Genomic DNA, 23,120 nt, shown 5'->3' on the forward strand with positions numbered 1-23,120 from the left:
CGCCTTAGTGGCAGCGCTTTTGCCAGTGGCCATGAACCTTTACTTTGTGGCACACCGGATGGTGTTCCTCGGCGGAAGCCGGAGCGATGACGCCAATAGTGACGGCGGCGAGCGTGATGGCAAGCAAAATTTTCTTCATGGGGTTTTCCTGGGTCAGATCGACCTTGTTGGTGAACGGCCCGCTATCTTAGCCCCAGTTGTGGAACGTTAATGTTAAGGAATTGCAAAAACCTGACCGGCCGGCTTCATGGCCGGCCGAAGCGAGAGGGGCCGAACGGCTCAATGCCCCTGACCGTGTCCGCCGCCACCGTGCCAGTTACCGCCGCCACCGCCGTGGCCACCGCCACCATGCCAGCCACCGCCTCCGTGCCAGCCGCTGCCGCCATGCCAGTACCGGCCGCCGTGCCCGTAGTAACAGCAACCGCCGCCGCCACCCCAGATGCTGACCGAACCGTAGGCCGGTGCGTATCCATAGCCGTACCCGTAACCGTAGTCGGGATAGTAGGCTTGTCCGTAGTCCGGGTAGGCCGGCCCGTCGTAGTACGGATATCCATAACCTGGCGCGACGGCGCAGCCGGCCAGAACTGCCACCACCCCGAGCGCCGCAATTAGGCGAAGCATGATTGTCTCCCTCGATTCTCTTAAGAAAGAAACGCGCTCGCCAAGTTCCAGAACAATTGTGTCCACCGTTTACAGAAACAGTGGACGTGGGTCGTGAGGGGTGGTGTGTCAGTGCGCCGGAGCCGAGGCACTCATTACGTTTCGAGCGCGAGCGTCGCAAAGGTTGCGAGCCAGTGCTCTCCCATGTAGTCGCCGGCCACATGCTCGAGCGCGCTGTCCAGATGCCGCTCGGCCGCTTCGTTGAGCAGCGTGCGACGCGCGTCGTCGTCCGGCAGCGCGCGGGCGATCGAGCGCTGACACCACGCGCGGCTCAGATTGAGGCCGTCGAGGTGAGCGATCTTGCCGTCGCTGCGATCGGTCACGGTGACCGGTTCGAACAGGGTGGCCGGTTTTTGCGCGGCGAGCTCCGGTAGAAACGCGTCGAACCATGTGGCGAATTGCGCGCCCGGCAGCACTCGCCGCATCAACTCGGCTTCCATCAACGACGGCGAGAGGAATTCATCTCCTGCCGGTTCCCACGCCTGACACGCGACGTCATCCAGATACCAGCGGCGCGCGGTTTCGGTCACCAGCGCCGCCAGCGATTCATGTGAGGTTTGCCGTGCGAAGTCGAGCGTCAGGGCGAGCGCAAACGCCATGTTGAAATGCGTGCCCACGCGTAGCGGATAGGTGGCCTTGGGCAGAAACTCTTCAAAGCGTTCGATGAAGACTTCGGTTAGCGGTGCGAAGGTTTCGCTCCAGCGCGCCGCATGGGGATGCTTGCGCAGCTTCAGCGCGTCGATCTGTGCGGATAACGCCAGCAGCCAGCCCCAGCCGTACGGCCGCTCGAAGCCGCGATTTTGCGGCAGGTCGAGATAGGCGCGCTCGCCGGCCACATTGGCTTCGGTGAAATGCTCGTCGACGACGGCGACGATGCGCGCCGCCTCGGGCAACCCGGGAAAGCGTTCGAGCAGATGGAGGATAAGCCAGTAGCCATGCACGCAGGAATGCCAGTCGTAGCTGCCGTAGAAGATCGGGTGCAGTGCGCGTGGTCCCTGGACGTCTTGCGGACCTTCAAGCGAATGCGTCAGCTTGTTCGGATACTCGCGGGTGAGGTGATCCAGCGCCAGATTGGCGAATCTGGATGCGATAGCGGGGGTGAGTTGGGCAGTCATGGCGTCTCGCCTGTAGCGGGTCGGAAGCGGAATATGAAGAGGTACATCAGCACGGTGTTGACGGTCAACAGCAGTAGTGCGGTACGTCATTGTGCCTTGATCACGCCGTTCCGGTCTTCAGTTCGGGCGAGGCGACCCGCGCCAGCGGTGGCGCGGGTCCGTTTTGCCGAGTGACAGCTACAGCAGTTCGCGAATCCGGTGATACAGCATCCCAAGCTCAAGCGCCGGTCCGCGCAACGCCGGCCCACCCGGAAAGCGCGTATGACGCAGCCCGGCGAACAGATCGAATGCCGCTGTCTCACCGGCAATGGCCTGAGCAATGACGCGCCCGGCAATCCCGGTCAACGCCACGCCATGCCCGGAAAATCCCTGCACATAGAAGTAATTCGGATCGATCGAGCCGAAATCCGGCGCGCGATTGCGCGTGACATCCACGAAGCCGCCCCAAGCATATTCGACCCGCGCATCGGCCACCTGCGGAAACACGTCCACCATCCGCTTGCGAATCTGCTCGGACAACTGGGCAGGCGACGCACCCGTCGAACTGGCGCGGCCGCCGAACAGCACACGGTGATCGGCCGAGATGCGGAAGTAGTCGAGGAAGAAATTGTTGTCGCACACGGCTTCCCGTCTGGTGATCAAGGCGGACGCACGCGCTTGCCCAAGCCGCTCGGTGGCGACGATATACGACGCGATCGGCGCGATCCGCGCCGCGACCGCCGCGGGCAGCACATTGCCGATGGTCGCGTTGCCGCACGCAGCGACAAAGCGGCAACGCACTTCACCAGTCGCAGTCCGCACGACCGGCCGTTCGCCGCGCACCACTTCGACCACCGGCGAACGCGCGAAGAGCAACGCCCCTTCACGCCGCGCTGCTTCGGCAAGACCCAGGCAATATTTCAGCGGATGCAGATGCCCGGAGAACGGATCATAGACGCCGGCCAGATAACGCTCCGATGCGACGCGGGCGCGGATCTCATCGGTGTCGATCCACGAAAGCTTCGTATAGCCCCAGCGCGACGAAGCATCGTCCATCCACGAGCGCAGATCGGGCACGCGCTTCGGTTTGGTCGCGACGGTCAGATAGCCCGGTGTGAAATCGCAATCGATCCCATACCGTTCGATGCGCTCGCGCACCAGCGCCACGCCTTCCACGGACATTGCCCAGGCCGCGCGTGCCCCATCGAGCCCGAGCTGCCTTTCGATGATCTCGTCTTTGGCGAAACCCACCAGCGTCTGTCCGCCATTGCGCCCCGACGCACCCCAGCCGGGACGGTGCGCATCGAGCACGATCACCGACATGCCGCGCGCCCGGCACTCGAGCGCAACCGAGAGCCCGGCAAAACCCGCGCCGATCACGCAGACGTCGGCTTCGAGTGCGGCATCGAGCATCGGATCATCCGCGAGCGGGCGCACGGCGCTCGCTTCGTAATAGGAGTCGCGGATCAGTGCATCCGCACGGCGGTCGAGACTGTCAGCCATCAAAGCAGGTCCTTCATTCGATACCAGGCCATCGCGAGCACGAGGGCAGGGGTGCGCAGTGTAGCGCCACCCGGAAAATCGCGGTGGCGAATCTTGCCGAACAGGTCGAAACGCGAGGCCTGGCCGTCGATCGCCTCGGCGATCAGCTTGCCTGCCAGCCCCGTGGTATTGACACCGTGACCGGAGAAGCCTTGCGCGAAGTACACAGTGGGCGAGAGGCGTCCGAAATGCGGCGCGCGGTTCATGGTGATATCGACGAAACCGCCCCACGCATAGTCGACCTTGACGTCGGCCAGTTGCGGGAAAGTCTTCAGCATATCGCGCCGCATTGCTTCGCCCAGATCGCGCGGCGCAAACGTCGAGTAACTGACCTTGCCGCCCCACAAAACGCGGTGATCCGGCGCGGGGCGGAAGTAGTCGAGCACGAATCGGCTATCGCAGATGGCGGCTTGCGCCGGCATCAAGGCCCGCGCACGCGCGGGGTCGAGCGGTTCGGTGGCAATCACGTACGTGCCCACCGGCATGATCTTGCGCGCGAGTTCAGGTGCCAGCGCACCCAGCCAGGTGTTGCAGGCGAGCGTAACGAATTGTGCCTGCACCTCGCCATGAGCGGTTTCGATCACATGTCCATTGCCCTCGCTACGCATCTGGGTCACGCAACTGTCTTCGAAAATCTGCACGCCCGCTGCGCACGCCGCACGCGCTAGGCCAAGCGTGTAATTGAGCGGATGCAAATGGCCGCTGTCGGGATCGAACAGGCCGCCCAGATAGCGCGTCGACTGCACGTAGTGGCTCAGGCCGTCTTGCTCGATGTAACGGAAACGGTCGTAACCGAAGCGCGTGTGTGCTTCATCGCGCCATTGCCTTAGCGCTGCGGCATCGCGCGGTTTGTTCGCCGCATGAAAATAGCCGAACTTGAGATCGCAGTCGATCTGATGTCTGGCGACGCGATCCCTGACGATATCCAGCGTCTCGAGTCCCATCTCCCACATACGTTTGACGTCTTCGGCGGGCATGTGCTTCGCGAACGTATCCATATCGCACGCAAAGCCGCCGATCAACTGGCCGCCATTGCGCCCGCTCGCCGCCCAACCGACTTTCGAGGCTTCGAGCACCGCAACGGAATAGCCGCGTTCCGCGAGGTTGAGCGCGGTCGAGATGCCGGTGAGGCCGGCGCCGATCACGCAGACATCCACCTTCAATGTGCCGTCGAGCGGGGCATGACGGGTCGTATCGTTGAGCGTCGCGGCGTAGTACGACGCGGCATGGGGCTGGTTCGAGAACCGGAGCATAGGCAGAAAACACAATAAGGGCCGAGGCGCGACGCCTCGAGGCAGGCAATCGCGCTTCGGCGGTACAGGTTAGAACGCGTAGATGAACTGCGTGGCCAGCATGTCGTTGGACTTGCTATAAGAGCCATCGTTGCGCAGGAACGTATCCTGGGTGGCCCAGTCATGCCGGTATTCCACCTTCACCGTGATCTGCTGGGTCGGATAGAACAGCAGGTCCAGTGCGACGTCCTGGTGGACGGCGCCCTTGCACTCGAAGCCCAGGCCACCGTTCGCCTTCGAATTCGCGAGGCAGCTTGCACCGATGCCAAAGCCATCTGCCGTGTCCATCCCGTTCGAGTTCAGCGCGATGCCACCGCCGCCGCCGCCGTTCTTGGTGTCGGCGAGCAGGTCGTAACGCGCCGTCACACCCATGCGGCCCACCGTCGGCAAAGTGAACTTGCGGTGCGCGAGCAACGAGATGCCGTACCACTGCGCCTGGCCGCCGTTGAATGCAGCGTTCTGTTGCTGACCGTAGTCGAGCTCGGCGTTGTACTGGACGTCCGCGAGCGTGTAAGCGGCATCGGCTTCAGCGAAGAAGAAAGTGCCAAAGGCGCTTGGCGCTGCACCGCCCACGCCGTACACCGGATTGCCGTTGGAGTCGAGGCCGGAGGCGAGCGTTTGCCGGCCGATGTTGAACGAGCCGCCCAGATCCAGCGCGCTAGACCACGTGTAGTCGACCCGTGCCGTGAAAGTGGGGATCTTGTTGCTGCTGGTGATCGGATCGCCCAACGCGTTGGTGCCCGTCTGCACCACGGAACCATACGTGCGGTACTGTTCGTTGCCCAGCATGAATTTCCACGCCCAGTTGCTGCCGTCGCCCGTGTAGTTCACACCTACGCCGACATAGCTGCCCGGATCCGAGAAGTCATACAGCAGGTTGTGCGTGAGCGTGGTCATCTGGTTCGACTGCTGCACTTCGTAGCCGCCGAAGCTCGGCATCAAGCCGGCCACGAAGGTCGTCGTCGCCGTCACCGGTACCGTCACGACCGCCGTGTTCAGGATGTTGTCGCTGATCGTACCGTGCTCGTTCTGCAGCAGCGTAATGCCGTTGCCACGGTTCGGCATCAACGTGATTTCGGCCGACGGCGCCATCGGGCCGACACCGAAGGTCTTCTTGATGTCGAGGTAGAGATCGCCGAACGTGCTGTTGAAGTAGTTGTAGCTGCTTTCGTGGTTCGCGAACAGGAACGACGAGGTGCCTGGCGCGCGGTTATAGACATAGGTCGGATCGATATAGCCGGTGATCGAGAGGCCTGCGATCGGACCGGTGTTCTGCGCATCCACCAGCGAATCGACCTTCAGCTGCTGGTTGGCGATCTGCTGCTTCATCGAGTCGACCTGGTCGTTGGTCAGCGTCGCTTGCGACTTGCCGTAGTCAGGCGACGAAATGTCCACCGGGGCTGCGGCCACGGCAGGTGCCGCAGCCGGCGCTGGCGCCGGTGCGGCGGCTACCGCCTTGGGTTTGGCTGCGACCTCCGAGCGCAATTGCTTCACTTCTTTTTGCAAGGCGTTCAGCTGGGCCTGAAGCGCCTTGATCTCATCGCTGGTGGCGTCCGCCATGGCAACGCCAGGCAGACTCCCCGCCACTAGCAGGCAGATGAGTTTCTTTCTCATGCACATTCTCCTTGTTGGTCGTATTGCCAGGAACTGCTTAAACTCGGACGGTACCGAGCGACTTGCGCACGGCGGCGGGTTGAGGGGTAACGGTTGCCGCATCGGCGGCTTCGGCAACGGCAAACGCCATTTGCATATCGCGGGTGCGCTTGCGTTCGCGAATCTGCATCCAGCGGTTCACTGCAATCACACCGATCGTTACAACCGTGATGAAGATCGTTGCGAGCGCATTCATTTCCGGATTCAGACCGAGACGTACTCGTGAGAACACGACGAGCGGCAGCGTGGTGGAACCGGGACCGGAAAGGAACGCGGACAGCACCAGATCGTCGAACGAGAGCGTGAACGACAGCAGCCAGCCGGACATCAGCGCCTGCGAGATCAGCGGCAGCGTGATCAGGAAGAACACCTTGAACGGCGTTGCGCCGAGATCGAGCGCGGCTTCCTCGAGCGACTTGTTCAGCTCCTTGACGCGTGACTGCACGATGATTGCGACGTAGGAGACGCACAACATCACGTGGCCGATCCAGATCGTGAACAGGCCACGGCCCTTTGGCCAGCCGAGCATCTGTTCGAGCGCGACGAACAGCAGCAGCAGCGAGATGCCCTGAATCACTTCAGGAATCACGAGTGGCGCGTTGATCATCCCGGCGAACATCGTGAAGCCGCGAAAGCGCCCGAAGCGCGCGAGTACGAAACCCGCCCACGTGCCGATCACGACCGAGGCGCATGCCGTCAACAGCCCGATCTTCAGCGACAGCCACGCCGCGCTGAGCAACTCGTCGTCCTGCAGCAGCGCCCCGTACCATTTCAGCGAAAAGCCGGACCACACGGTGACGAGCTTCGACTCGTTGAACGAGTACACGACGAGGCTGATGATCGGGATATAAAGGAACAGGAACCCGAGCGTCAGGACGGTGTTGGAAAGCTTTCTGTTCGGCCGGATCATTTCGCGCCCTCCAGTTCCTTGACCTGGTAGTACTGGAAGACGGCCATCGGCACGAGCAGCAGCAGAACCATCGCGACCGTGACGGCGGACGCCATCGGCCAGTCCATATCGTTGAAGAACTCGTCCCACATCACGCGGCCGATCATCAGGGTGTCTGCGCCACCGAGCAGTTCGGGGATCACGTATTCGCCCACTGCGGGGATGAACACCAGCAGACTGCCGGCGATGATGCCGTTCTTCGACAGCGGCAACGTGATGCGCGTGAAGGCGGTCCACGGCTTGGCGCCGAGGTCGTAGGCGGCTTCGAGCAGCGTCAGGTCCATCTTCACCAGGTGCGCATACAGCGGCATCACCATGAACGGCAGATACGAATAGACCATGCCGATATAGACCCCGATATCGGTGTGGTATAGCCGCAGCGGCGAGTGGATCATGCCGATCGCCATCAGCGTGTGATTGAGCAGGCCGTCGTCCTTCAGGATGCCTATCCATGCATAGACGCGGATCAGGAACGAGGTCCAGAAAGGCAGCATCACGCCCATCATCAGCAGATTGCGTTTGGCCGGCTCCGAACGCGCAATGTAGTACGCGATCGGATAGCCGATCAGCAGGCAGAAGAAGGTCGAGATGGCCGCCATCTTCAGGGAACTGATGTAGGTCGCGATATACAGGTCGTCCTGCAGCAGAAACGCGTAGTGACCGAGCTGGATCGCCAGATGCACGACACCGTCTTTCATGCTGACGAGGTCGGAGTACGGTGGAATGCTCAGGCGCAGATCGGCGAAACTGATCTTCAGTACCAGCACGAAGGGCAGTGCGAAGAACAGCGTTAGCCAGATGAACGGTACGCCGATCACCGTTGTGCGGCCCGACGGAAGCAGGGCGCTCAGGCGCTTCAGCAGCCGGGTGAGGGTGCCGGGCGCCACGGAGGAGGTGGAGACGGATGGTGTCATTGCGTCACCACCACGCCGCTCGCCGGCGACCAATGGACGAACACGTCGTCGTTATAGGCGGGCGCCCCTTCGCTCATCAGGTGCGAGCTGGACAGGTTCGACACCACGGTCTTGCCGCTCGGCAGGCGTACGTGATACAGCGAATAGCTGCCCATGTAAGCGACATCCGAGACGACTCCACGAGCCCAGTTGTGCGGCGTGCCCGGCTTCTCGAGCGAAACCCTGACGCGCTCCGGGCGTACCGAGATGCCCACCGGCATGCCGAGCGGACCCGTGATGCCGTGGCTCACATACATGCGTGCTTCGAGATCCTCGCTTTCGACGAAGATGTGATCGGGCTCGTCCTCCACCACCACGCCTTCGAACATGTTGGTCGTGCCGATAAACTCGGCCGAGAAGCGGCTGTTCGGAAACTCATAAACCTGGGAGGGCGTACCAATCTGCACGATGCGGCCTTCGCTCATCACGGCGAGGCGCCCGGCCATGGTCATCGCTTCTTCCTGATCGTGGGTCACCATCACGCAGGTCACGTCGACCTTCTCGATGATGTTGACCAGCTCGAGCTGGGTCTTCTGGCGGATCTTCTTGTCGAGCGCGGACATCGGCTCGTCGAGCAGCAGCAGCTTGGGACGCTTGACGAGCGAGCGGGCCAGCGCCACACGCTGCTGCTGGCCACCCGAAAGCTGGTGCGGCTTGCGGCCTGCGAACCGGCTCATCTGCACGAGATGCAGCGCATCGGCAACGCGTTCCTTGATTTCGTTCTTCGGCGTGCCTTCCTGCTTGAGGCCGAAGGCGATGTTCGACTCCACGCTCATATGGGGGAACAACGCATACGACTGGAACATCATGTTGACCGGGCGCTTGTACGGCGGCATCGCCGCGAGATCTTCGCCGTCGACGAAGATGCGTCCCGAGGTGGCCGTTTCCAGCCCGGCGAGCATGCGCAGGAGCGTGGACTTGCCGCAGCCCGAGCTGCCGAGCAGTGCGAAGAGTTCATTCTTCGCGATGGTCAGATTGACGTTATCGACAGCGGTGCTGTCGCCGAATTTCTTTACGACGTTTTCGATGCGGACGAATTCGTCGGACTTGCTTTTAGTCGTAACCGCGGCTTTTGCAGCATTACGAGCCGCCTGGGCGGCGCTATTTGAGGTCGTCGAGTTCATGGCGTAACCATTCCTTGCGGATCGCGGGCGTAAGCGTCCCCGTGTGGGGCGCGCGGGGCGGCTCACAAAGGTCTGCTGCGATCGGGAAACATGGGACTGCGCTTGCAAGGCGCAGGCTGACTGCCTTATTGCCTGATTCAGGCGGAGAGGGATCGAGCGATCCCTGCTCCGCGGTTATATCCGCTGATAAGCGGTGTCTAAAGATTAGTGGCCGGTTTTGAGCTGAGCCCAAAGACGGTTTTCGAGGCGCAGAATGTCGCTCGGCATCGGCTTCATTAGCGTCATCTTGCTCAATACGTCGTCACCCGGATAAACAGTGGTGTCCTGAGCGACGCCCGGCGTCACGAACTGACGTGCAGCCTTGTTGGCGGTCGGGTAGAAGACTTCGTTGGTGATCGCGGCGTTGACCTTCGGATCTTCGATGTAGTTGATCCACTTCAGTGCGGCTTCAGCGTGCGGTGCATCCTTCGGGATCACCATCACGTCGAACCACAGCAGGCCGCCTTCCTTGACGTTGGAAAACTTGACCGTGTACGAGCGCTTCGCTTCAGCGGCACGGCGGCTGGCGATGCCGACGTCGCCCGACCACGCCACGGCGACGCAGATGTCGTTGTTGGCGAGGTCGTTGATGTAACCGGAGGAGTTGAACTGGGTGATATACGGGCGGACTTTCTTCAGCACTTCGAAGGCGGCCTGATAGTCAGCCGGGTTCGTGCTGTTCGGATCCTTGTGCATGTATTGCAGCACGGCAGCGAACACGTCGACAGCCTGGTCGAGGAACGACACGCCGCAGCCCTTCAGCTTGGAGAGGTTGGCCGGATCGAACACCAGCGCCCAGCTATCCACCGGCGCATCGGCGCCGAGTGCCTTCTGTACGGCTTGCAGGTTATAGCCTATGCCGTCCGTGCCGTATGCCCAGGGCACCCCGTACTGGTTGCCGGGGTCGGCGTCGGTAATCATCTTCATCAGAACCGGGTCGAGGTTCGCCAGGTTCGGCAGCTTGGATTTATCCAGCTTCTGGTAGACGCCGGCCTGAATCTGTTTGGCCATGTAGTTGGACGTCGGCACCACGATGTCGTAGCCCGAGCTGCCTGCGAGCAGCTTGGCCTGCAAGGTATCGTCGCTGTCGTAGTTGTCGTACTTCACGTGGATGCCGTCCTGCTTCTCGAAGTTCGGAATCGTGTCTTTGGCGATGTAGTCCGACCAGTTGTACACGTTCAGTTCCGTGTCGGCCGCAAGCGCCGGTGAGACCGACAGCGCAGTAAAGCTCGTGACGGCGAGAAGCGCGGCCCCCGCAACCGCATGTCGAAGATGACGTCCAGTATGACTAGCGCTCATGGCGTTTTTCCCTTGAAGTTAGAATCCCGGCATGGGCGCGTGTCATGGTTGTTGCGCCCGGGCCGGAAAAGAACTGCCGTTACGAAATTCCGAGTTGTTGTGCGGTCGCGTCGATGGCTTTTTTCGCCTTCGACACGATCTCGTCGATTTCCTGCTTCGTGATCACGAGCGGTGGCGACAGCAGCATCCGGTCGCCGCTAGCGCGCATGATCAGGTTGCCGTTGAAGCAGAAGTCGCGGCAGATGGTGCCGACTTCACCTCCATTGGCAAAACGCTTGCGCGTTTTAGGCTCCTGCGCGAGTTGCAGACCGGCTACCAGCCCAGCGCCGGAGATATCGCCGACGATCGGATGGTTCGCGAAGGCCTCGCGCAACTGCTTCTGGAAGTACGGACCGGTGTCGGTCTTGACGCGCTCGACGATTTTCTCGTCGCGCAAGAGCTTCAGGTTGGCGACCGCCACCGCTGCCGCAACCGGATGGCCCGAGTAGGTGAGGCCGTGGTTGAAGTCGCCGTTTTCGACAATGACTTTGGCGACGCGGTCATGCAGACCGACCGCGCCCATCGGCACATAGCCGCTCGTCAAGCCCTTGGCGAGTGTGATGAGGTCGGGCTCGAACTCGAAGTGCTGATGTGCGAACCATTCACCGGTGCGCCCGAAACCGCCGATCACTTCATCTGCCACCAGCAGGATGTCGTACTTGCGGCAGATGCGCTGGATTTCCGGCCAGTAAGTCGACGGCGGGAAAATCACGCCCCCCGCCCCCTGGAAAGGCTCACCGATAAACGCGGCGACGTTCTCCGCGCCGATCTCGAGGATCCTGGCTTCCAGCTGCTGTGCGCGGGCGAGACCGAATTCTTCCGGCGTCAGATTGCCCTCGGCTTCGCCGAAATAATACGGCTGGTCGATGTGAACGATGTTCTCGACTTTCGACGGCATCTGCTCATGCATGTAGCCCATGCCGCCGAGCGTGCCGCCGGCGATTGTCGAACCGTGATAGCCGTTCTTGCGCGAAATCACGTACCTCTTCGCGTGCTTGCCCTGCGTGGCCCAGAACTGATGGACGATGCGCAGCACGGTGTCGTTGCCTTCCGAACCGCTGTTGCAATAGAAGAAGTGATTGAACGGAGCCGGCGCCAGTTCCGAGAGCAGCGCCGACAGTTCGATCACCGGCGGATGCGTGGTCTTGAAGAAGGTGTTGTAGTAGGGCAGTTCCAGCATCTGCCGGTAGGCGGCGTCGGCGAGTTCCTTGCGGCCGTAGCCGACGTTCACGCACCACAGACCCGCCATACCGTCGATGATCTGGTTGCCTTCGGAATCCCATACATACACGCCCTTGGCCTTGACGATCACGCGGCTGCCGGCCTTGTTGAGCGAACCCATGTCCGAAAACGGGTGAATATGGTGTGCCGCGTCGAGCGCGCGATACTCAGCAGTGCTGCGTTGTTGCGATACCTGCGCGAACGCCACCGGCTGGGCCGGTTGCACGTACGCGACCTCTTCTGTTCTGTAGCTCATGTTGCCTCCAGTTGTTCTCTTGGCTTACGCACGTCTTAAACGTGCAGCAGCAGGTGCCGGCGTTCCCACGAACTGATCACGCGGAAAAACGCTTCATACTCGGTTTCCTTCAATGCCAGATAGGCCTTGACGAATTTCTCGCCGAGCACTTCGGCGATCGGTTCGCACCCGCCCATCAGCGTCAGGCCCTCTTCGAGATTGCGCGGCAATTGATAGGGCAGTTCGTAGCCGTCGCTGATCAGCGGCTCGGTAGGCCGCAGATTTTGCGTCATGCCGAGGTAGCCGGCCGCAAGCGTTGCGGCAATGGCGAGGTAGGGATTGCAATCCACGCCTGGAATGCGGTTTTCAATGCGTCGTGCAGCCGGCCCCGAATGCGGAATCCGGAAGCCCACCGTGCGGTTGTCGTAGCCCCACGCCACGTTGATCGGAGCCGCCATAAAACGCGACAAGCGGCGGTAGGAGTTGATGTACGGTGCGAAAATCGGCATCAACGCGGGCGTGTATTTCTGCAGGCCGGCGATATAGCCGTCGAATAGTTGCGTGGGCTTGCCGTCGGGGCCGGTGAACAGGTTGTGCCCGCTCTCCTCGTCGACGAGGCTCTGATGCATGTGCATCGCCGAACCCGGCTCGCTTTCCATCGGCTTGGCCATGAACGTCGCATACATCTTGTGACGCAGCGCGGCCTCGCGCACCGTGCGCTTGAACAGAAACACGCTGTCCGCGAGCTTGAGCGGGTCGCCGTGCATGAAGTTGATTTCCATCTGCGCTGCGCCGACCTCGTGGATCAGCGTGTCGACTTCGAGCTCCTGAATGTCGCAATACTCATAGATGTCTTCGAACAGCGGATCGAATTCGTTGACCGCTTCGATCGAGTACGCCTGGCGGCCCGTCTCCGGACGGCCGGTCCGGCCGATCGGCGGTTGCAGCGGCAGGTCCGGATCCTTGTTCATGTCGACCAGGTAGAACTCGAGTTCCGGCGCAATAACCGGCTTCCAGCCGCGGGCCTTGTACAGTTCGAGCACCTGGCGCAGTACCCGGCGCGGCGAGATGGCGACCGGTGTGCCGTCGAAGTGCACGCAGTCGTGAATCACCTGCGCGGTGGGATCGACTGCCCACGGAATCAGGCGGATGGTCGAAGCGTCGGGAACGCAGACCATGTCGGGATCGGTGACGCCGGTCAGTGAACCGTCCTCCGGATAGTCCCCTGTGACGGTCTGGATCATCACCGCTTGCGGCAGGCGCATGGATTCCCCGGATTCGAACTTGCTGCGCGGAATGATCTTGCCGCGCGCGATCCCGGCCATGTCGGGAATGATTGCTTCGATCTCGGTGATGCGGTGTTGCTTCAGAAATTCGTCGATGTCTTGCATGATTGTTCTCTCAGTTTTTGCGCGGACCAGCTCAGGCGTGCGTGGCGGCGGATGCCGCGCCATAGCCGGCCCTGGTGCGCATTCGATCGCGGCATGCATCGCCGAATGCCCGGAAGATCGCGGTGGACAGCGCGTCGTTCGCGTGCTTCCACTCGGGGTGCCACTGCACACCCAAAGCGAAGGCACGCGCATTCCTGACGCTCACCGCCTCGATCAGTCCGTCCGGCGCAGTGGCTTCGGCCACGAGGCCGTTGCCTAGCCGCTCGACGCCTTGTCCGTGCAAGGAATTCACACGTGCCTCATTCGCTCCCGCTGCAAGGCGCTGCAGCAGGCCGCCCTCGGTCAGCGCGATGGAATGCGACGGTGCGTATTGCACGTCCAGTTCGTCTTCCTTGTTCTCACGGTGGTCGTTCAAACCCGCCACCGCGTGAACGCTTTGATGCAGCGTCCCGCCGAACACCACATTCATTTCCTGAAAGCCGCGACAGACGGCGAGGACCGGCACACCGGCGTCGATCGCTGCAGCGAGGAGCGGCAGCGTCGTCGCGTCGCGTGCAGCATCGTGCAGCGTGCCCGGTACGCTGGGCTCGCCACCGTAATGGTGCGGCTCGACATTCGAATAGCTGCCGGTAAACAGCAAGCCGTCGACCGTCGCGAGAATCTCGGCAGCGGCCTGACGGTTGCCGAGCGCGGGCAGCAGCATCGCCAGCGCGTGTGAGCCGTCGACGACAGCGGCGATATATTTCTCGCCGACCGTGTGCGACGGGTGCACTCCCGTCATCGTTCTGTCGGCGCTAATGCCGACCAGGGGTCTGGTTCGCATGACTAAATGAATGGACGTGTTTATTCCCCGCGGGACGCGGCGCGAACAACGTTAAAACAGGCGCGGCACGATTCCGCAGCCGTGCGCAGGGCGCAAAGCCACCGGAAGTGCAGGCGGAGGTCGTTAGCGGACCATGCCGCGCATTGCTATCAGGAAAGCCGTTCGGTTCAGCCCATTACCTGGCGCAACGGATACGAATGCGCAGACAACAGACGACACGACGCATGCACAAGCGCTGGTGCCGGTAAAGGCACACGCATACGCTCAGGCAAACAGGTGAACCGAACGGTAAATAGAGAGGCGCTAGGGCAGCAGGGAAGCGACTTCGTCGGTGCGTACGGCGATGAAAGCGCGCGCAGAGACGGAATTGTGGCGTCGGACAGAACGGCGGGACAGGATCGTGAAGACGGACAGAAAGCGGCGAAACGCAAGGCTGCCGTTGCTGCCGTCGGCGATGGTGCCTTCAGGACGAAGACATCTCGCCTGACTGCGTTCCCACCTAACCAAAGGGCCTCGGACTCTCACGATTACACTCGACTAGCGACGTTGAAAGTATTGAACGCCTCGTTCAGAAACGCACAGGGCGTTTAAAGAAACGTGACGCGGGTTGATCGCCTGGTGCCGCAGCGAAACTGCTTCGCTTCGTCGCAAAACACTCGCTGGAGGATCTGTGACGTTGGCATGACGACCGCCTGTGAACCAGCATATACGAGCCAATATTGCCGTCAAATCATTTTTATAAAAGATTTATCAGGGCTTACCCGAGGCAATAGGCCAAAACCCGCGGGTTGGGTATGCGTATTGCAATAGCCGGTATTTCGAATGCATCAAAGGGTTTTCCCCAGCAGCGGCAGCCTTAAAGTGATTAGAATATTCAACACTCGCGCAGACCCGACGCGATCCTGCTGATTCCTTACACGGGTTCATCCACTCTGAGAGTGCAGCGATGTCCATCGAAGTTGCGTCCCGCCTGCAGTACATCCGTAAGAAGAATGGCCTGTCTCAGCGCGAGCTGGCCAAACGGGCGGGCGTCACTAACGGAACTATTTCGTTGATCGAACAAAATCGCGTGAGTCCCTCAGTCGGGTCGCTCAAGAAGCTGCTCGAGTGCATACCGATGAGCCTCGCCGAATTCTTCACGTTCGAAGTGGAAGCTGACCGCTCCGTGGTGTCGCGCCGCGCCGACATGCCGAATCTCGGCAACGAGTCGATCGAGTTCTATCTCGCCGGTGCGGGTGTGAAAGACCGCAACATGGGCATCTTGCGCGAAGTCTATCAACCGCTTTCGGACACCGGACCGGAGATGCTCGTGCACACCGGACACGAGGGCGGGGTGATCGTCAGCGGTCAGATCGAGTTGACCGTGGACGGCGCTACGTGGCTGCTCGACCCCGGTGACAGCTACTACTTCGAAAGCCGCTTGCCGCACCGTTTTCGCAATCCCAGCGCGGAACACGTCTGCGAAATCGTCTCGGCGAATTCGCCGCCGAGCTTCTAGACTTTCCGCGTCAACGTCGTTGCGACGCTCGTGATGGCTGCGAGGGCGGCTCTCACGCTGGACGTCGAACGCATAACATTGAGGCATCCTGATGGAAAAGACTCTGGCTTACTGGCAGGACAAGGCCGCAACGCTTTCGATCGAAGGCCGCGCGTTTATCGACGGCGAATATCGCCATGCCGCGAACGGGCGCACCTTCGATTGCCTGAGCCCGATCGACGGCAAGCTGCTCGTCAAGGTGGCCGATAGCGCGGCGGACGATGTCGACGCGGCGGTTGCGGCCGCGCGCCGCGCCTTCGATTCGCGTGTGTGGTCCGGGCTGAATCCGCGCCAGCGCAAAGCTGTCCTGCTGCGTTGGGCCGGCTTGATGCGCGAGCACCTCGACGAGCTGTCGCTGCTCGAAACGCTCGACGCCGGCAAGCCGATTGGCGATACGACTTCGGTGGACGTGCCAGGCGCCGCGTACTGCGTCGAATGGTTTGCCGAGGCGATCGACAAGATCGGTGGCGAAGTGGCCCCGGCCGATCATCATCTGGTGGGGCTGGTCACGCGTGAGCCGATCGGCGTCGTGGCAGCGGTAGTGCCGTGGAATTTCCCGATCCTGATGGCGTCGTGGAAGTTCGGCCCGGCGCTGGCGGCCGGCAATAGCGTGGTGCTGAAGCCCTCCGAGAAGTCGCCGCTGACGGCCATCCGTATCGCGCAACTTGCCCACGAAGCGGGTATTCCGGCGGGCGTGTTCAATGTCGTGCCGGGCGCCGGTGAACCGGGCAAGCTGCTCGCGCTGCATCCGGACGTAGATTGTCTCGCCTTCACCGGCTCGACCAACGTGGGCAAACTCATCATGCAGTACGCCGGTCAGTCGAATCTGAAGCGCGTATGGCTCGAACTCGGCGGCAAGTCACCCAACATCGTGATGCCGGACTGTGCGGACCTCGACCGCGCCGCCAACGCCGCCGCGGGCGCGATCTTTTACAACATGGGCGAGATGTGCACGGCTGGTTCGCGCCTGCTCGTGCATCGCGACATCAAGGACGTGTTCCTCGACAAGCTGATCGCCGCTGCACGCGGTTATGCACCGGGCAATCCGCTGGACCCGAAGACCTCGATGGGCGCAATCGTCGACCAGGTGCAACTGGACCGCGTGCTGGGCTATATCGAAGCGGGCCGCGCGGAATCGAAGCTGCTGCTCGGGGGCGGCCGCGTGAAGCAGGAGAGCGGTGGCTACTATATCGAGCCGACCATTTTCGACACCCAGGCCGATGCTAAAATTGCACGTGAAGAAATCTTTGGACCGGTGCTGTCGGTCATCACGTTCGATACGGCGGAAGAGGCCATCAGGATTGCGAACAATAGTGAATACGGCCTGGCTGCCGCAGTCTGGACTTCGAATCTGACCACCGCTCACGAAATGGCGCGCAGCCTGCGGGCCGGCACTGTATGGGTCAACTGCTACGACGAAGGGGGAGACATGAATTTCCCGTTCGGCGGCTACAAGCAATCGGGTAACGGCCGCGACAAGTCGTTGCACGCACTGGAGAAGTACACCGAGCTGAAGTCTACGCTGGTGCGGCTGCGCTAAAGGATTCGCAAGCCAGCGCGGCGGTGCGCGATTACGGCACCGTCGCGTTCCCAATGAATCCGAAGCCGGGCGATACGCGTACAACCTCGGGAAACCTCGCGCGTGTTGCCGGCATGTTTTATCAGGTCATCCCATGACTGAACTTCTCTATGGCGACGGTGCAATCCGCCGTCCGTCCCTGTACGGTTCCTCGATCGAAAACACCTATGCGGGCGTGCTGTCGTTCATGCGACGCAAGTACACGCGCGAGCTCGACGGTGTCGACGTGGCTATTTCGGGTGTTCCACTCGATCTGGCGACCACCTTTCGCTCCGGTGCGCGCCTCGGTCCTGCTGCGGTGCGTGCGGCAAGCGTGCAGTTGTCCGAGTTGTACCCTTATCCGTGGGGATTCAATCCGTTCGACGATCTCGCCGTGACCGACTACGGCGACTGCTGGTTCGACGCGCACAATCCGCTGACTATCAAGCCGGCAATCGTCGAGCATGCGCGCACGATCCTGCGCTCGGGTGCGAAGATGCTGACGCTGGGTGGCGATCACTACATCACCTATCCGCTGCTGATCGCGCATGCCGAGAAGTATGGCAAGCCGCTGTCGCTGATCCACTTCGACGCACACTGCGATACCTGGGCCGACGACAGCCCGGACAGCCTGAATCACGGCTCAATGTTCTACAAGGCGGTCAAGGACGGCCTGATCGACCCGCAGACCTCGGTGCAGGTCGGCATCCGCACGTGGAACGACGACTTCATGGGCATCAATATCCTCGATGCGGCGTGGGTGCACGAGCACGGTACGCGAGCCGCGGTGGAGCGGATCATGTCGATTGTCGGCGAGCGTCCCACTTATCTGACCTTCGATATCGACTGCCTCGACCCGGCCTTTGCACCGGGTACGGGCACGCCGGTCGCAGGCGGCCTGTCGTCGGCGCAAGGGCTGGCGATCGTGCGCGGCCTGACCGGTGTGAATCTGATTGGCGCCGATGTCGTGGAAGTGGCGCCGGCCTATGATCAAAGCGAGATCACCGCGATTGCCGCGGCGCATATTGCATGCGATGTGTTGTGCCTGTGGCGGCAGCGCAAGGTAGCCGGTACACGTTGATGCTTCAGCGGCACTGACGTTGGCGTTAGCTCGTGGAGGACGCTCCGCGCGGCTGACGCCGGCCCTCGAGCAGACCCAGCGTGTAGACGGCAAGTGCGCCGCTTGCCAGCGCCAACTGCCATATCAGCATGTCGTTGCCGAGCGCTTTCATTGCAAAACCGGCGAGCAAAGGGCCGACAATCGAACTGGCGCAGAAAGTCAGCGAAATCAGCCGCATATTGCGGATGAGTGCAGCTTTCGCGCCGGAGGCCGCGGCGTAGACGCCGAGCGTGAGGAATGCGCTGTTCAGACCGCCTAGCAGCAGCGCGCTCGCGCCGAGCAGCCATGAAGCGGGCGCTGCGAGTCCGAACGAGACAATCGATAGCGCACTGATTGCGGCGCAAAACATGACCGCTGTCGGCAGGCCGGTGCGATCCACTAGCCAGCCGACCGGAAACTGCAGGACCATGCCGCCAACGCCGAAACACGTCAGCAGTGTGGCGGTCTGTGTGACGCTTAGGCCGCGGCCATTGGCGAAGAGGGGAAAGAGGCCGAATAGCGCGCCATCGCCCAGGCCGCCTACCACCACGACCACCATGCCCAGGGCGATCAGCGGGTCGATACCGTTTGCCTGTCTGCTGGCGGCGCGCTGAGCCGACCGGGCGGCCTGGAGCGCATCGGCGGCTTCGTCAGATTCGGTATCCTCAGGAACTTCATGAACCCCGGACGCACGAGCGAGTTGGCTGCTTTGTGTGTTTGCATCATCGGCGGCATCGGAACCTGCCAGCCAGAGCGGGACGGCCGCGGCGAACGTACATGCCGCGCCGGCTATAAAAATGATTGGCCCGTCGACTCCGCACCACGCGGCCAGCGCTGGACCAATCACCCCCGCGACGGCGATCAACGCTTCGTGCATGCCGACCACGCGCCCGCTGGCATCCGCAGGAACCAGCCGGTAAAGCCAGGTCTCGTTCGCGATCCAGCGCAGCCCCATGCCGAGCCCGATCAGAAAGCCGGGGACGATCCATAGAGGCCAGGTTAGTGCGCGGATGCTGGCGAAGGCGATGACCGTTGCCGCCAGCGCGAGCAACACGGTGCGCCTGGCGCCGAACCGCTCCACCAGTCGTGGCGCCGAAAGCAACCCGGTAAACATGCCCGCCCACTGAACTGCGGAAAAGAGCCCGGCTCGCGGTGCGTCGAGCCCTTGATGAGCCAGCCAGACAGGCAAGACCATGAAGCCGATGCCGAACTGGCCGATCTGCGTGAACGCCGACACGGCGGTCAGCGCTCCAATCGCACGCCAGCGTGCAGAGACCGCGGCATTCATGCGCCGCTCCGCTGTGGCATGGGCAAGCCCTGGTCACGGCATTCGACCGGGCAGCCTGCCTTCAGGCAAGGGCCCTCGTCGCACAGACGACACAACTGCATGGCATGCGCTGGATCACGCGTTTCATGCCAGAGAATCTTGATCAGCAGGTCTTCGAACACGATGCGTTCGTCCGCGTCGAGACGGCTGACCACGCGCTGCAACATCCGTTCGCGCGCGGCCTGCATGCGCTTTGCTTCACGCTTGCCGGCGGCGGTGAGGGCGAGCGCTACAGCGCGCTTGTCGGGGCCGGGCTTTTTCTCGATCAGGCCCGCTTCGACAAGCCCCGCCACCGCACGGACTGCCGCCGGATGCGAAAGGTCCACCGCATCGCGCAGTACTTCGATGGACGAATCGGGGTACTGGCCAACGGCATTGAGCATGGCGCGCGCCGTGGGGCCGGCGAGGGTGGCCACGGTGTTTTGCGCGTTCATCTCGTCTGTCACCAGCAGGGCGAGTACGCCGAGGAGGTTTTCGGTGCGCTGCGTCATGGCGATGCCTCAACGTGTGCAGTGTGCATATATGCATGATGCACACGTTGAGGCGAGAGCGCAAGCTGCTTCTGAACGCCCGCGAGCAGCCGGAGAGGGCTAGGCCGCGCGCTGGCTGGTCTGCTCGATCACGTCCGCTACACCTGCAGCCGTGGCCGCCGAAAGTGTCCAGCCGAGATGCCCGTGGCCGGTGTTATAGAACACGCCCGGCAAACGGCCTTTGCCCACCTTCGGCAACATGCTCGGCAGCATGGGGCGCAGACCGGCCCACGGTATGACGCGCGACGTATTCACCTGCGGAAAATAACGGCGCGTCCAGTCGACCAGGGGCGCAATCCGTTCGGCCCTGATATCGCGGTTGAAGCCGTTGATTTCAGCGGTTCCTGCCACGCGGAAGCGATCGGCGCCGAGGCGGCTGGTGACGATCTTCGCGCTGTCGTCGAGCAGGCTGACCCACGGAGCGCCTTGCTGGCTCGCTTCATCGTCGAGACAGACGGTGATCGAATAACCTTTGACGGGGTAGATGTTGACGTGGTCGCCCAGCATCGAGGCGAATTCGCGGCTCCTGACACCGGCGCACACCACAACCCGCGCAAACGACTGCTGAAACGGCTGCCCCGTTTTCGTGGCCGCAATGCTGAATGCGCCAGTCTGATCACGCGTGATCGAAGCAATCTCCGTGTCGTAATGGAATTCGACACCTTGGCGCTCGCATGCCTGAGCGAGACCGCGCGTGAACTTGTGAATATCGCCGGTCGAATCGGACGGTGTAAAGAAACCGCCGTGGAAGGTGCCGTCGAGCGCGGGCTCGATCCGGTGGATTTCGTCAGCGCTTACGGGCTCGCGCTCGAGACCGCCTTCCTTGAGCAATGCATTCACCTTCGCGGCTGCATCGAACTCCTTGCGGGTTTTGTACACGTGCAGGATGCCGCGCCGTTCGAGGTCGAAATCGATCCCCTCGCGTTCCGCCATCGAAAACAGATGCTGCCGCGCGGCAATCGCGAGCCGCACGGTTTCAATCGTGTTCGCGCGGTAGTGCGGAATCTGCCGCAGAAATTCACCCATCCACGAGTACTTGTGCCAGTTCGGCAGGGGATTGAGCAGGAGCGGTGCGTCGCGGGTCAGCATCCAGCGCAGGCCCTTGAGGACCGTCGCGGTGCTGTTCCACACTTCCGCGTTGCTGGCCGAGAGCTGGCCGCCGTTGGCGAAAGAGGTTTCCATCGCAGCATAGCGATGGCGTTCGAACACGGTGACGTTGAAGCCGCGTTGCGCAAGGGCGTAAGCGGTCGTGACGCCGGTAATGCCGGCGCCGATGATGGCGATACGTGACATGTCATGGTCCAGAGTGAGTGAGCACGGCCGTTTCCGGCTTCCATGCCCCATCTGTCCATGTACCTGAGAGTTTCTTTCCGTGCGCACCCCGTTGCCGGGCGGACGGAAATCCCCTTCGGTGGGCGCTGAAAGCGCCGCTCTCCAGATGTTCCCGCTGGGCGGTCCTTGTGCCTGAGAGTTTCCGGGGCGGTTGCTCCGTCGGCGCCGCCACCGCCTTTCGGCGTGACAGTCTCTCCCGCGACAGCGTGTAGAACGGCGTAAAGGTAGCCTTTCCCAAAAAATAGGGCAAGCGATTTTTGCAATGCGACCTGGTTCGAACATCAGGATGACACGCGGCCCGGCAACCATGCACTGGATTCGCCTGACATTTGCGAAATATGCATCAATCGTATAGCCTTTGCCCAGGCTCACCCGCCTCCAGCAACCACCTACAGCCGCCACCGTGAAGGACATCCTCTCCCTCAAGCTTTACACCCGCGTCGCCCGTCTTGGCAGCTTCTCCGCTGCGGCGCGCGAATGCGGGCTGTCGCAATCGCAGGTATCGCGCATCATCGCCGATCTGGAAACCGACCTCGGCGCGCGGCTGCTCACGCGGACCACGCGTGCCGTCGTGCTGACCGAGGCCGGCGCCGAGTTCCTCGCGCGTCTCGATTCAATCCTGATCGCGCTCGAAGACGCCGAACACAGCGTGCGCGATGGCGGCGAACTGCGCGGCATGCTGCGCATGAGCATGCCGGCCAGTGTGGCGATTCGCGAGGTCATCCCGCGTCTAACACCGTTTCTCGAACTTCATCCGGAGCTACGTCTGCAGGTTTTGCTGGGCGACCGTCCGCAGGATCTCGTCAAGGACGCGGTGGATGTCGCTATCCGGCTCGGGCGGCTGGTCGATTCGAGCGCAACCGCCACGCTGATTACGCAGATCCAGCGCGTGATCATCGCCTCGCGCGACTATGTGGACCGTTATGGCGCGCCGGAGAGGCCGGAGGATCTCACGCGGCATCGCATCGTCGGCGGGCCGGCGTCGGTGGTCCCGTCGGGCTGGAAATTCGAGCGTGCCGGCGAAGAGGTGGTGGTCGATCTCGAAGCGCATTTCTCGACCAATGAAAACGAGGGCGCTGTCGCCGCCGCGGTAGGAGGTATCGGCATTACCTCCACGACCGAATGGGCCTGCCGGCGCGAGCTGGCCGACGGTTCGCTCGTCAGGCTGCTCGCCGACTGGACGACCGACGCCGTCCCAGTGCATGCGTACTTTCCAATGGGCCGGGCAACCCGCGCGGCAGGGCGCGCAGTCGTCGAACACCTCATGGCCGATCTGCGCCGTGAAGCGCGGCCATCTATGCGCCGCATACATAAGAGATAGCGAAAAAGAGCGGCTACCGCTGCCGTTCAGCCGCCCTTATCTTTACTTCACCACGCAACCGTTCCGGCTCTGCGTTCCGTCGACGTCCGAGATGTCCGGCGG

21 protein-coding genes and 1 riboswitch are annotated in these 23,120 nt (G+C 62.1%); of the genes, 4 read left to right on the forward strand and 17 right to left on the reverse strand.

Going from position 1 to position 23,120, the window contains the following annotated elements:
* Positions 1 to 4 precede the first annotated feature (4 nt).
* From P3T24_RS02460 to P3T24_RS02525, 14 genes are all read right to left on the reverse strand, one after another.
* Entirely contained in the window at positions 5 to 139 is a 135-nt protein-coding gene (locus P3T24_RS02460; protein ID WP_429285813.1) for a hypothetical protein, read from the reverse strand.
* A 140-nt stretch (positions 140 to 279) separates the two neighbouring features.
* Positions 280 to 621 (reverse strand): hypothetical protein, encoded by a 342-nt coding sequence (locus P3T24_RS02465; RefSeq protein ID WP_429285812.1) that lies wholly within the window; start codon positions 619 to 621, stop codon positions 280 to 282.
* Between the two features lie 134 nt (positions 622 to 755).
* Positions 756 to 1,775: a DUF2891 domain-containing protein gene (locus P3T24_RS02470; RefSeq protein ID WP_429432082.1), complete on the reverse strand. Its 1,020-nt coding sequence runs from the start codon at positions 1,773 to 1,775 to the stop codon at positions 756 to 758.
* A gap of 177 nt (positions 1,776 to 1,952) precedes the next feature.
* Positions 1,953 to 3,257, reverse strand: a complete 1,305-nt coding sequence (locus P3T24_RS02475; protein ID WP_429432085.1) for an NAD(P)/FAD-dependent oxidoreductase — start codon at positions 3,255 to 3,257, stop codon at positions 1,953 to 1,955.
* A complete protein-coding gene (locus tag P3T24_RS02480) occupies positions 3,257 to 4,549 on the reverse strand; it encodes an NAD(P)/FAD-dependent oxidoreductase (RefSeq protein ID WP_429432087.1) in 1,293 nt (430 codons plus the stop codon). Before P3T24_RS02480 ends, P3T24_RS02475 begins: the two co-directional genes overlap by 1 nt.
* A 69-nt stretch (positions 4,550 to 4,618) precedes the next feature.
* Positions 4,619 to 6,202: a DUF3138 family protein gene (locus P3T24_RS02485; RefSeq protein ID WP_429285808.1), complete on the reverse strand. Its 1,584-nt coding sequence runs from the start codon at positions 6,200 to 6,202 to the stop codon at positions 4,619 to 4,621.
* A 37-nt stretch (positions 6,203 to 6,239) separates the two neighbouring features.
* Positions 6,240 to 7,151 (reverse strand): ABC transporter permease subunit, encoded by a 912-nt coding sequence (locus tag P3T24_RS02490; RefSeq protein ID WP_074268845.1) that lies wholly within the window; start codon positions 7,149 to 7,151, stop codon positions 6,240 to 6,242.
* Positions 7,148 to 8,104, reverse strand: a complete 957-nt coding sequence (locus P3T24_RS02495; protein WP_429410331.1) for an ABC transporter permease subunit — start codon at positions 8,102 to 8,104, stop codon at positions 7,148 to 7,150. The genes P3T24_RS02490 and P3T24_RS02495 overlap by 4 nt, the downstream gene beginning before the upstream one ends.
* Positions 8,101 to 9,267: an ABC transporter ATP-binding protein gene (locus P3T24_RS02500; protein ID WP_074268843.1), complete on the reverse strand. Its 1,167-nt coding sequence runs from the start codon at positions 9,265 to 9,267 to the stop codon at positions 8,101 to 8,103. The genes P3T24_RS02495 and P3T24_RS02500 overlap by 4 nt, the downstream gene beginning before the upstream one ends.
* A 204-nt stretch (positions 9,268 to 9,471) precedes the next feature.
* Entirely contained in the window at positions 9,472 to 10,605 is a 1,134-nt protein-coding gene (locus P3T24_RS02505; RefSeq protein WP_429432090.1) for a polyamine ABC transporter substrate-binding protein, read from the reverse strand.
* 79 nt (positions 10,606 to 10,684) lie between these two features.
* A complete protein-coding gene (locus P3T24_RS02510; RefSeq protein WP_429432093.1) occupies positions 10,685 to 12,121 on the reverse strand; it encodes an aspartate aminotransferase family protein in 1,437 nt (478 codons plus the stop codon).
* Between the two features lie 35 nt (positions 12,122 to 12,156).
* The gene (locus P3T24_RS02515) at positions 12,157 to 13,491 is read right to left on the reverse strand and encodes a glutamine synthetase family protein (RefSeq protein ID WP_429410329.1); all 1,335 of its coding nucleotides are present in this window, start codon (positions 13,489 to 13,491) and stop codon (positions 12,157 to 12,159) included.
* Between the two features lie 31 nt (positions 13,492 to 13,522).
* Positions 13,523 to 14,314 (reverse strand): gamma-glutamyl-gamma-aminobutyrate hydrolase family protein, encoded by a 792-nt coding sequence (locus tag P3T24_RS02520; protein ID WP_074268839.1) that lies wholly within the window; start codon positions 14,312 to 14,314, stop codon positions 13,523 to 13,525.
* Between the two features lie 303 nt (positions 14,315 to 14,617).
* Positions 14,618 to 14,839: a hypothetical protein gene (locus tag P3T24_RS02525; RefSeq protein WP_429285803.1), complete on the reverse strand. Its 222-nt coding sequence runs from the start codon at positions 14,837 to 14,839 to the stop codon at positions 14,618 to 14,620.
* 421 nt (positions 14,840 to 15,260) lie between these two features.
* Between P3T24_RS02525 and P3T24_RS02530 the strand changes: the two genes are divergently transcribed.
* The 3 genes from P3T24_RS02530 (at position 15,261) to speB (ending at position 18,490) form a co-directional block, all read left to right on the forward strand.
* On the forward strand, positions 15,261 to 15,812 hold the full coding sequence (locus P3T24_RS02530; protein ID WP_074268837.1) for a cupin domain-containing protein: 552 nt from the start codon (positions 15,261 to 15,263) through the stop codon (positions 15,810 to 15,812).
* A 91-nt stretch (positions 15,813 to 15,903) separates the two neighbouring features.
* Positions 15,904 to 17,391: an aldehyde dehydrogenase gene (locus P3T24_RS02535; RefSeq protein WP_429432095.1), complete on the forward strand. Its 1,488-nt coding sequence runs from the start codon at positions 15,904 to 15,906 to the stop codon at positions 17,389 to 17,391.
* Between the two features lie 133 nt (positions 17,392 to 17,524).
* Positions 17,525 to 18,490 (forward strand): agmatinase, encoded by a 966-nt coding sequence (gene speB, locus P3T24_RS02540; protein WP_429432098.1) that lies wholly within the window; start codon positions 17,525 to 17,527, stop codon positions 18,488 to 18,490.
* A 25-nt stretch (positions 18,491 to 18,515) separates the two neighbouring features.
* Here the strand turns inward: speB and P3T24_RS02545 are convergent, their stop codons facing one another.
* The 3 genes from P3T24_RS02545 to P3T24_RS02555 all read right to left on the reverse strand — a co-directional run bounded on the left by P3T24_RS02545 (position 18,516) and on the right by P3T24_RS02555 (position 21,658).
* On the reverse strand, positions 18,516 to 19,796 hold the full coding sequence (locus P3T24_RS02545) for an MFS transporter (RefSeq protein WP_429432101.1): 1,281 nt from the start codon (positions 19,794 to 19,796) through the stop codon (positions 18,516 to 18,518).
* Positions 19,793 to 20,326, reverse strand: a complete 534-nt coding sequence (locus P3T24_RS02550) for a MarR family winged helix-turn-helix transcriptional regulator (protein ID WP_429432104.1) — start codon at positions 20,324 to 20,326, stop codon at positions 19,793 to 19,795. Before P3T24_RS02550 ends, P3T24_RS02545 begins: the two co-directional genes overlap by 4 nt.
* Positions 20,327 to 20,425: 99 nt before the next feature.
* Complete coding sequence (locus tag P3T24_RS02555; RefSeq protein WP_429432107.1) at positions 20,426 to 21,658, reverse strand: D-amino acid dehydrogenase; 1,233 nt, start codon at positions 21,656 to 21,658, stop codon at positions 20,426 to 20,428.
* 41 nt (positions 21,659 to 21,699) lie between these two features.
* Positions 21,700 to 21,813, reverse strand: a riboswitch (glycine riboswitch).
* 287 nt (positions 21,814 to 22,100) lie between these two features.
* Here P3T24_RS02555 and P3T24_RS02560 point away from each other — a divergent pair.
* Positions 22,101 to 23,018, forward strand: coding sequence for a LysR substrate-binding domain-containing protein (locus tag P3T24_RS02560; protein ID WP_429432110.1), 918 nt, complete (start codon positions 22,101 to 22,103; stop codon positions 23,016 to 23,018).
* Positions 23,019 to 23,120: the final 102 nt, after the last annotated feature.

It is taken from the genome of Paraburkholderia sp. GAS33, assembly GCF_050436645.1.
Classification (GTDB): domain Bacteria; phylum Pseudomonadota; class Gammaproteobacteria; order Burkholderiales; family Burkholderiaceae; genus Paraburkholderia; species Paraburkholderia phenazinium_B.

Coding starts and splice junctions, on each gene's coding strand:
- P3T24_RS02460 (WP_429285813.1), bottom strand. CDS start 139: ATGAAGAAAATTTTGCTTGCCATCACGCTCGCCGCCGTCACTATTGGC.
- P3T24_RS02465 (WP_429285812.1), bottom strand. CDS start 621: ATGCTTCGCCTAATTGCGGCGCTCGGGGTGGTGGCAGTTCTGGCCGGC.
- P3T24_RS02470 (WP_429432082.1), bottom strand. CDS start 1,775: ATGACTGCCCAACTCACCCCCGCTATCGCATCCAGATTCGCCAATCTG.
- P3T24_RS02475 (WP_429432085.1), bottom strand. CDS start 3,257: ATGGCTGACAGTCTCGACCGCCGTGCGGATGCACTGATCCGCGACTCC.
- P3T24_RS02480 (WP_429432087.1), bottom strand. CDS start 4,549: ATGCTCCGGTTCTCGAACCAGCCCCATGCCGCGTCGTACTACGCCGCG.
- P3T24_RS02485 (WP_429285808.1), bottom strand. CDS start 6,202: ATGAGAAAGAAACTCATCTGCCTGCTAGTGGCGGGGAGTCTGCCTGGC.
- P3T24_RS02490 (WP_074268845.1), bottom strand. CDS start 7,151: ATGATCCGGCCGAACAGAAAGCTTTCCAACACCGTCCTGACGCTCGGG.
- P3T24_RS02495 (WP_429410331.1), bottom strand. CDS start 8,104: ATGACACCATCCGTCTCCACCTCCTCCGTGGCGCCCGGCACCCTCACC.
- P3T24_RS02500 (WP_074268843.1), bottom strand. CDS start 9,267: ATGAACTCGACGACCTCAAATAGCGCCGCCCAGGCGGCTCGTAATGCT.
- P3T24_RS02505 (WP_429432090.1), bottom strand. CDS start 10,605: ATGAGCGCTAGTCATACTGGACGTCATCTTCGACATGCGGTTGCGGGG.
- P3T24_RS02510 (WP_429432093.1), bottom strand. CDS start 12,121: ATGAGCTACAGAACAGAAGAGGTCGCGTACGTGCAACCGGCCCAGCCG.
- P3T24_RS02515 (WP_429410329.1), bottom strand. CDS start 13,491: ATGCAAGACATCGACGAATTTCTGAAGCAACACCGCATCACCGAGATC.
- P3T24_RS02520 (WP_074268839.1), bottom strand. CDS start 14,314: ATGCGAACCAGACCCCTGGTCGGCATTAGCGCCGACAGAACGATGACG.
- P3T24_RS02530 (WP_074268837.1), top strand. CDS start 15,261: ATGTCCATCGAAGTTGCGTCCCGCCTGCAGTACATCCGTAAGAAGAAT.
- P3T24_RS02535 (WP_429432095.1), top strand. CDS start 15,904: ATGGAAAAGACTCTGGCTTACTGGCAGGACAAGGCCGCAACGCTTTCG.
- speB (WP_429432098.1), top strand. CDS start 17,525: ATGACTGAACTTCTCTATGGCGACGGTGCAATCCGCCGTCCGTCCCTG.
- P3T24_RS02545 (WP_429432101.1), bottom strand. CDS start 19,796: ATGAATGCCGCGGTCTCTGCACGCTGGCGTGCGATTGGAGCGCTGACC.
- P3T24_RS02550 (WP_429432104.1), bottom strand. CDS start 20,326: ATGACGCAGCGCACCGAAAACCTCCTCGGCGTACTCGCCCTGCTGGTG.
- P3T24_RS02555 (WP_429432107.1), bottom strand. CDS start 21,658: ATGTCACGTATCGCCATCATCGGCGCCGGCATTACCGGCGTCACGACC.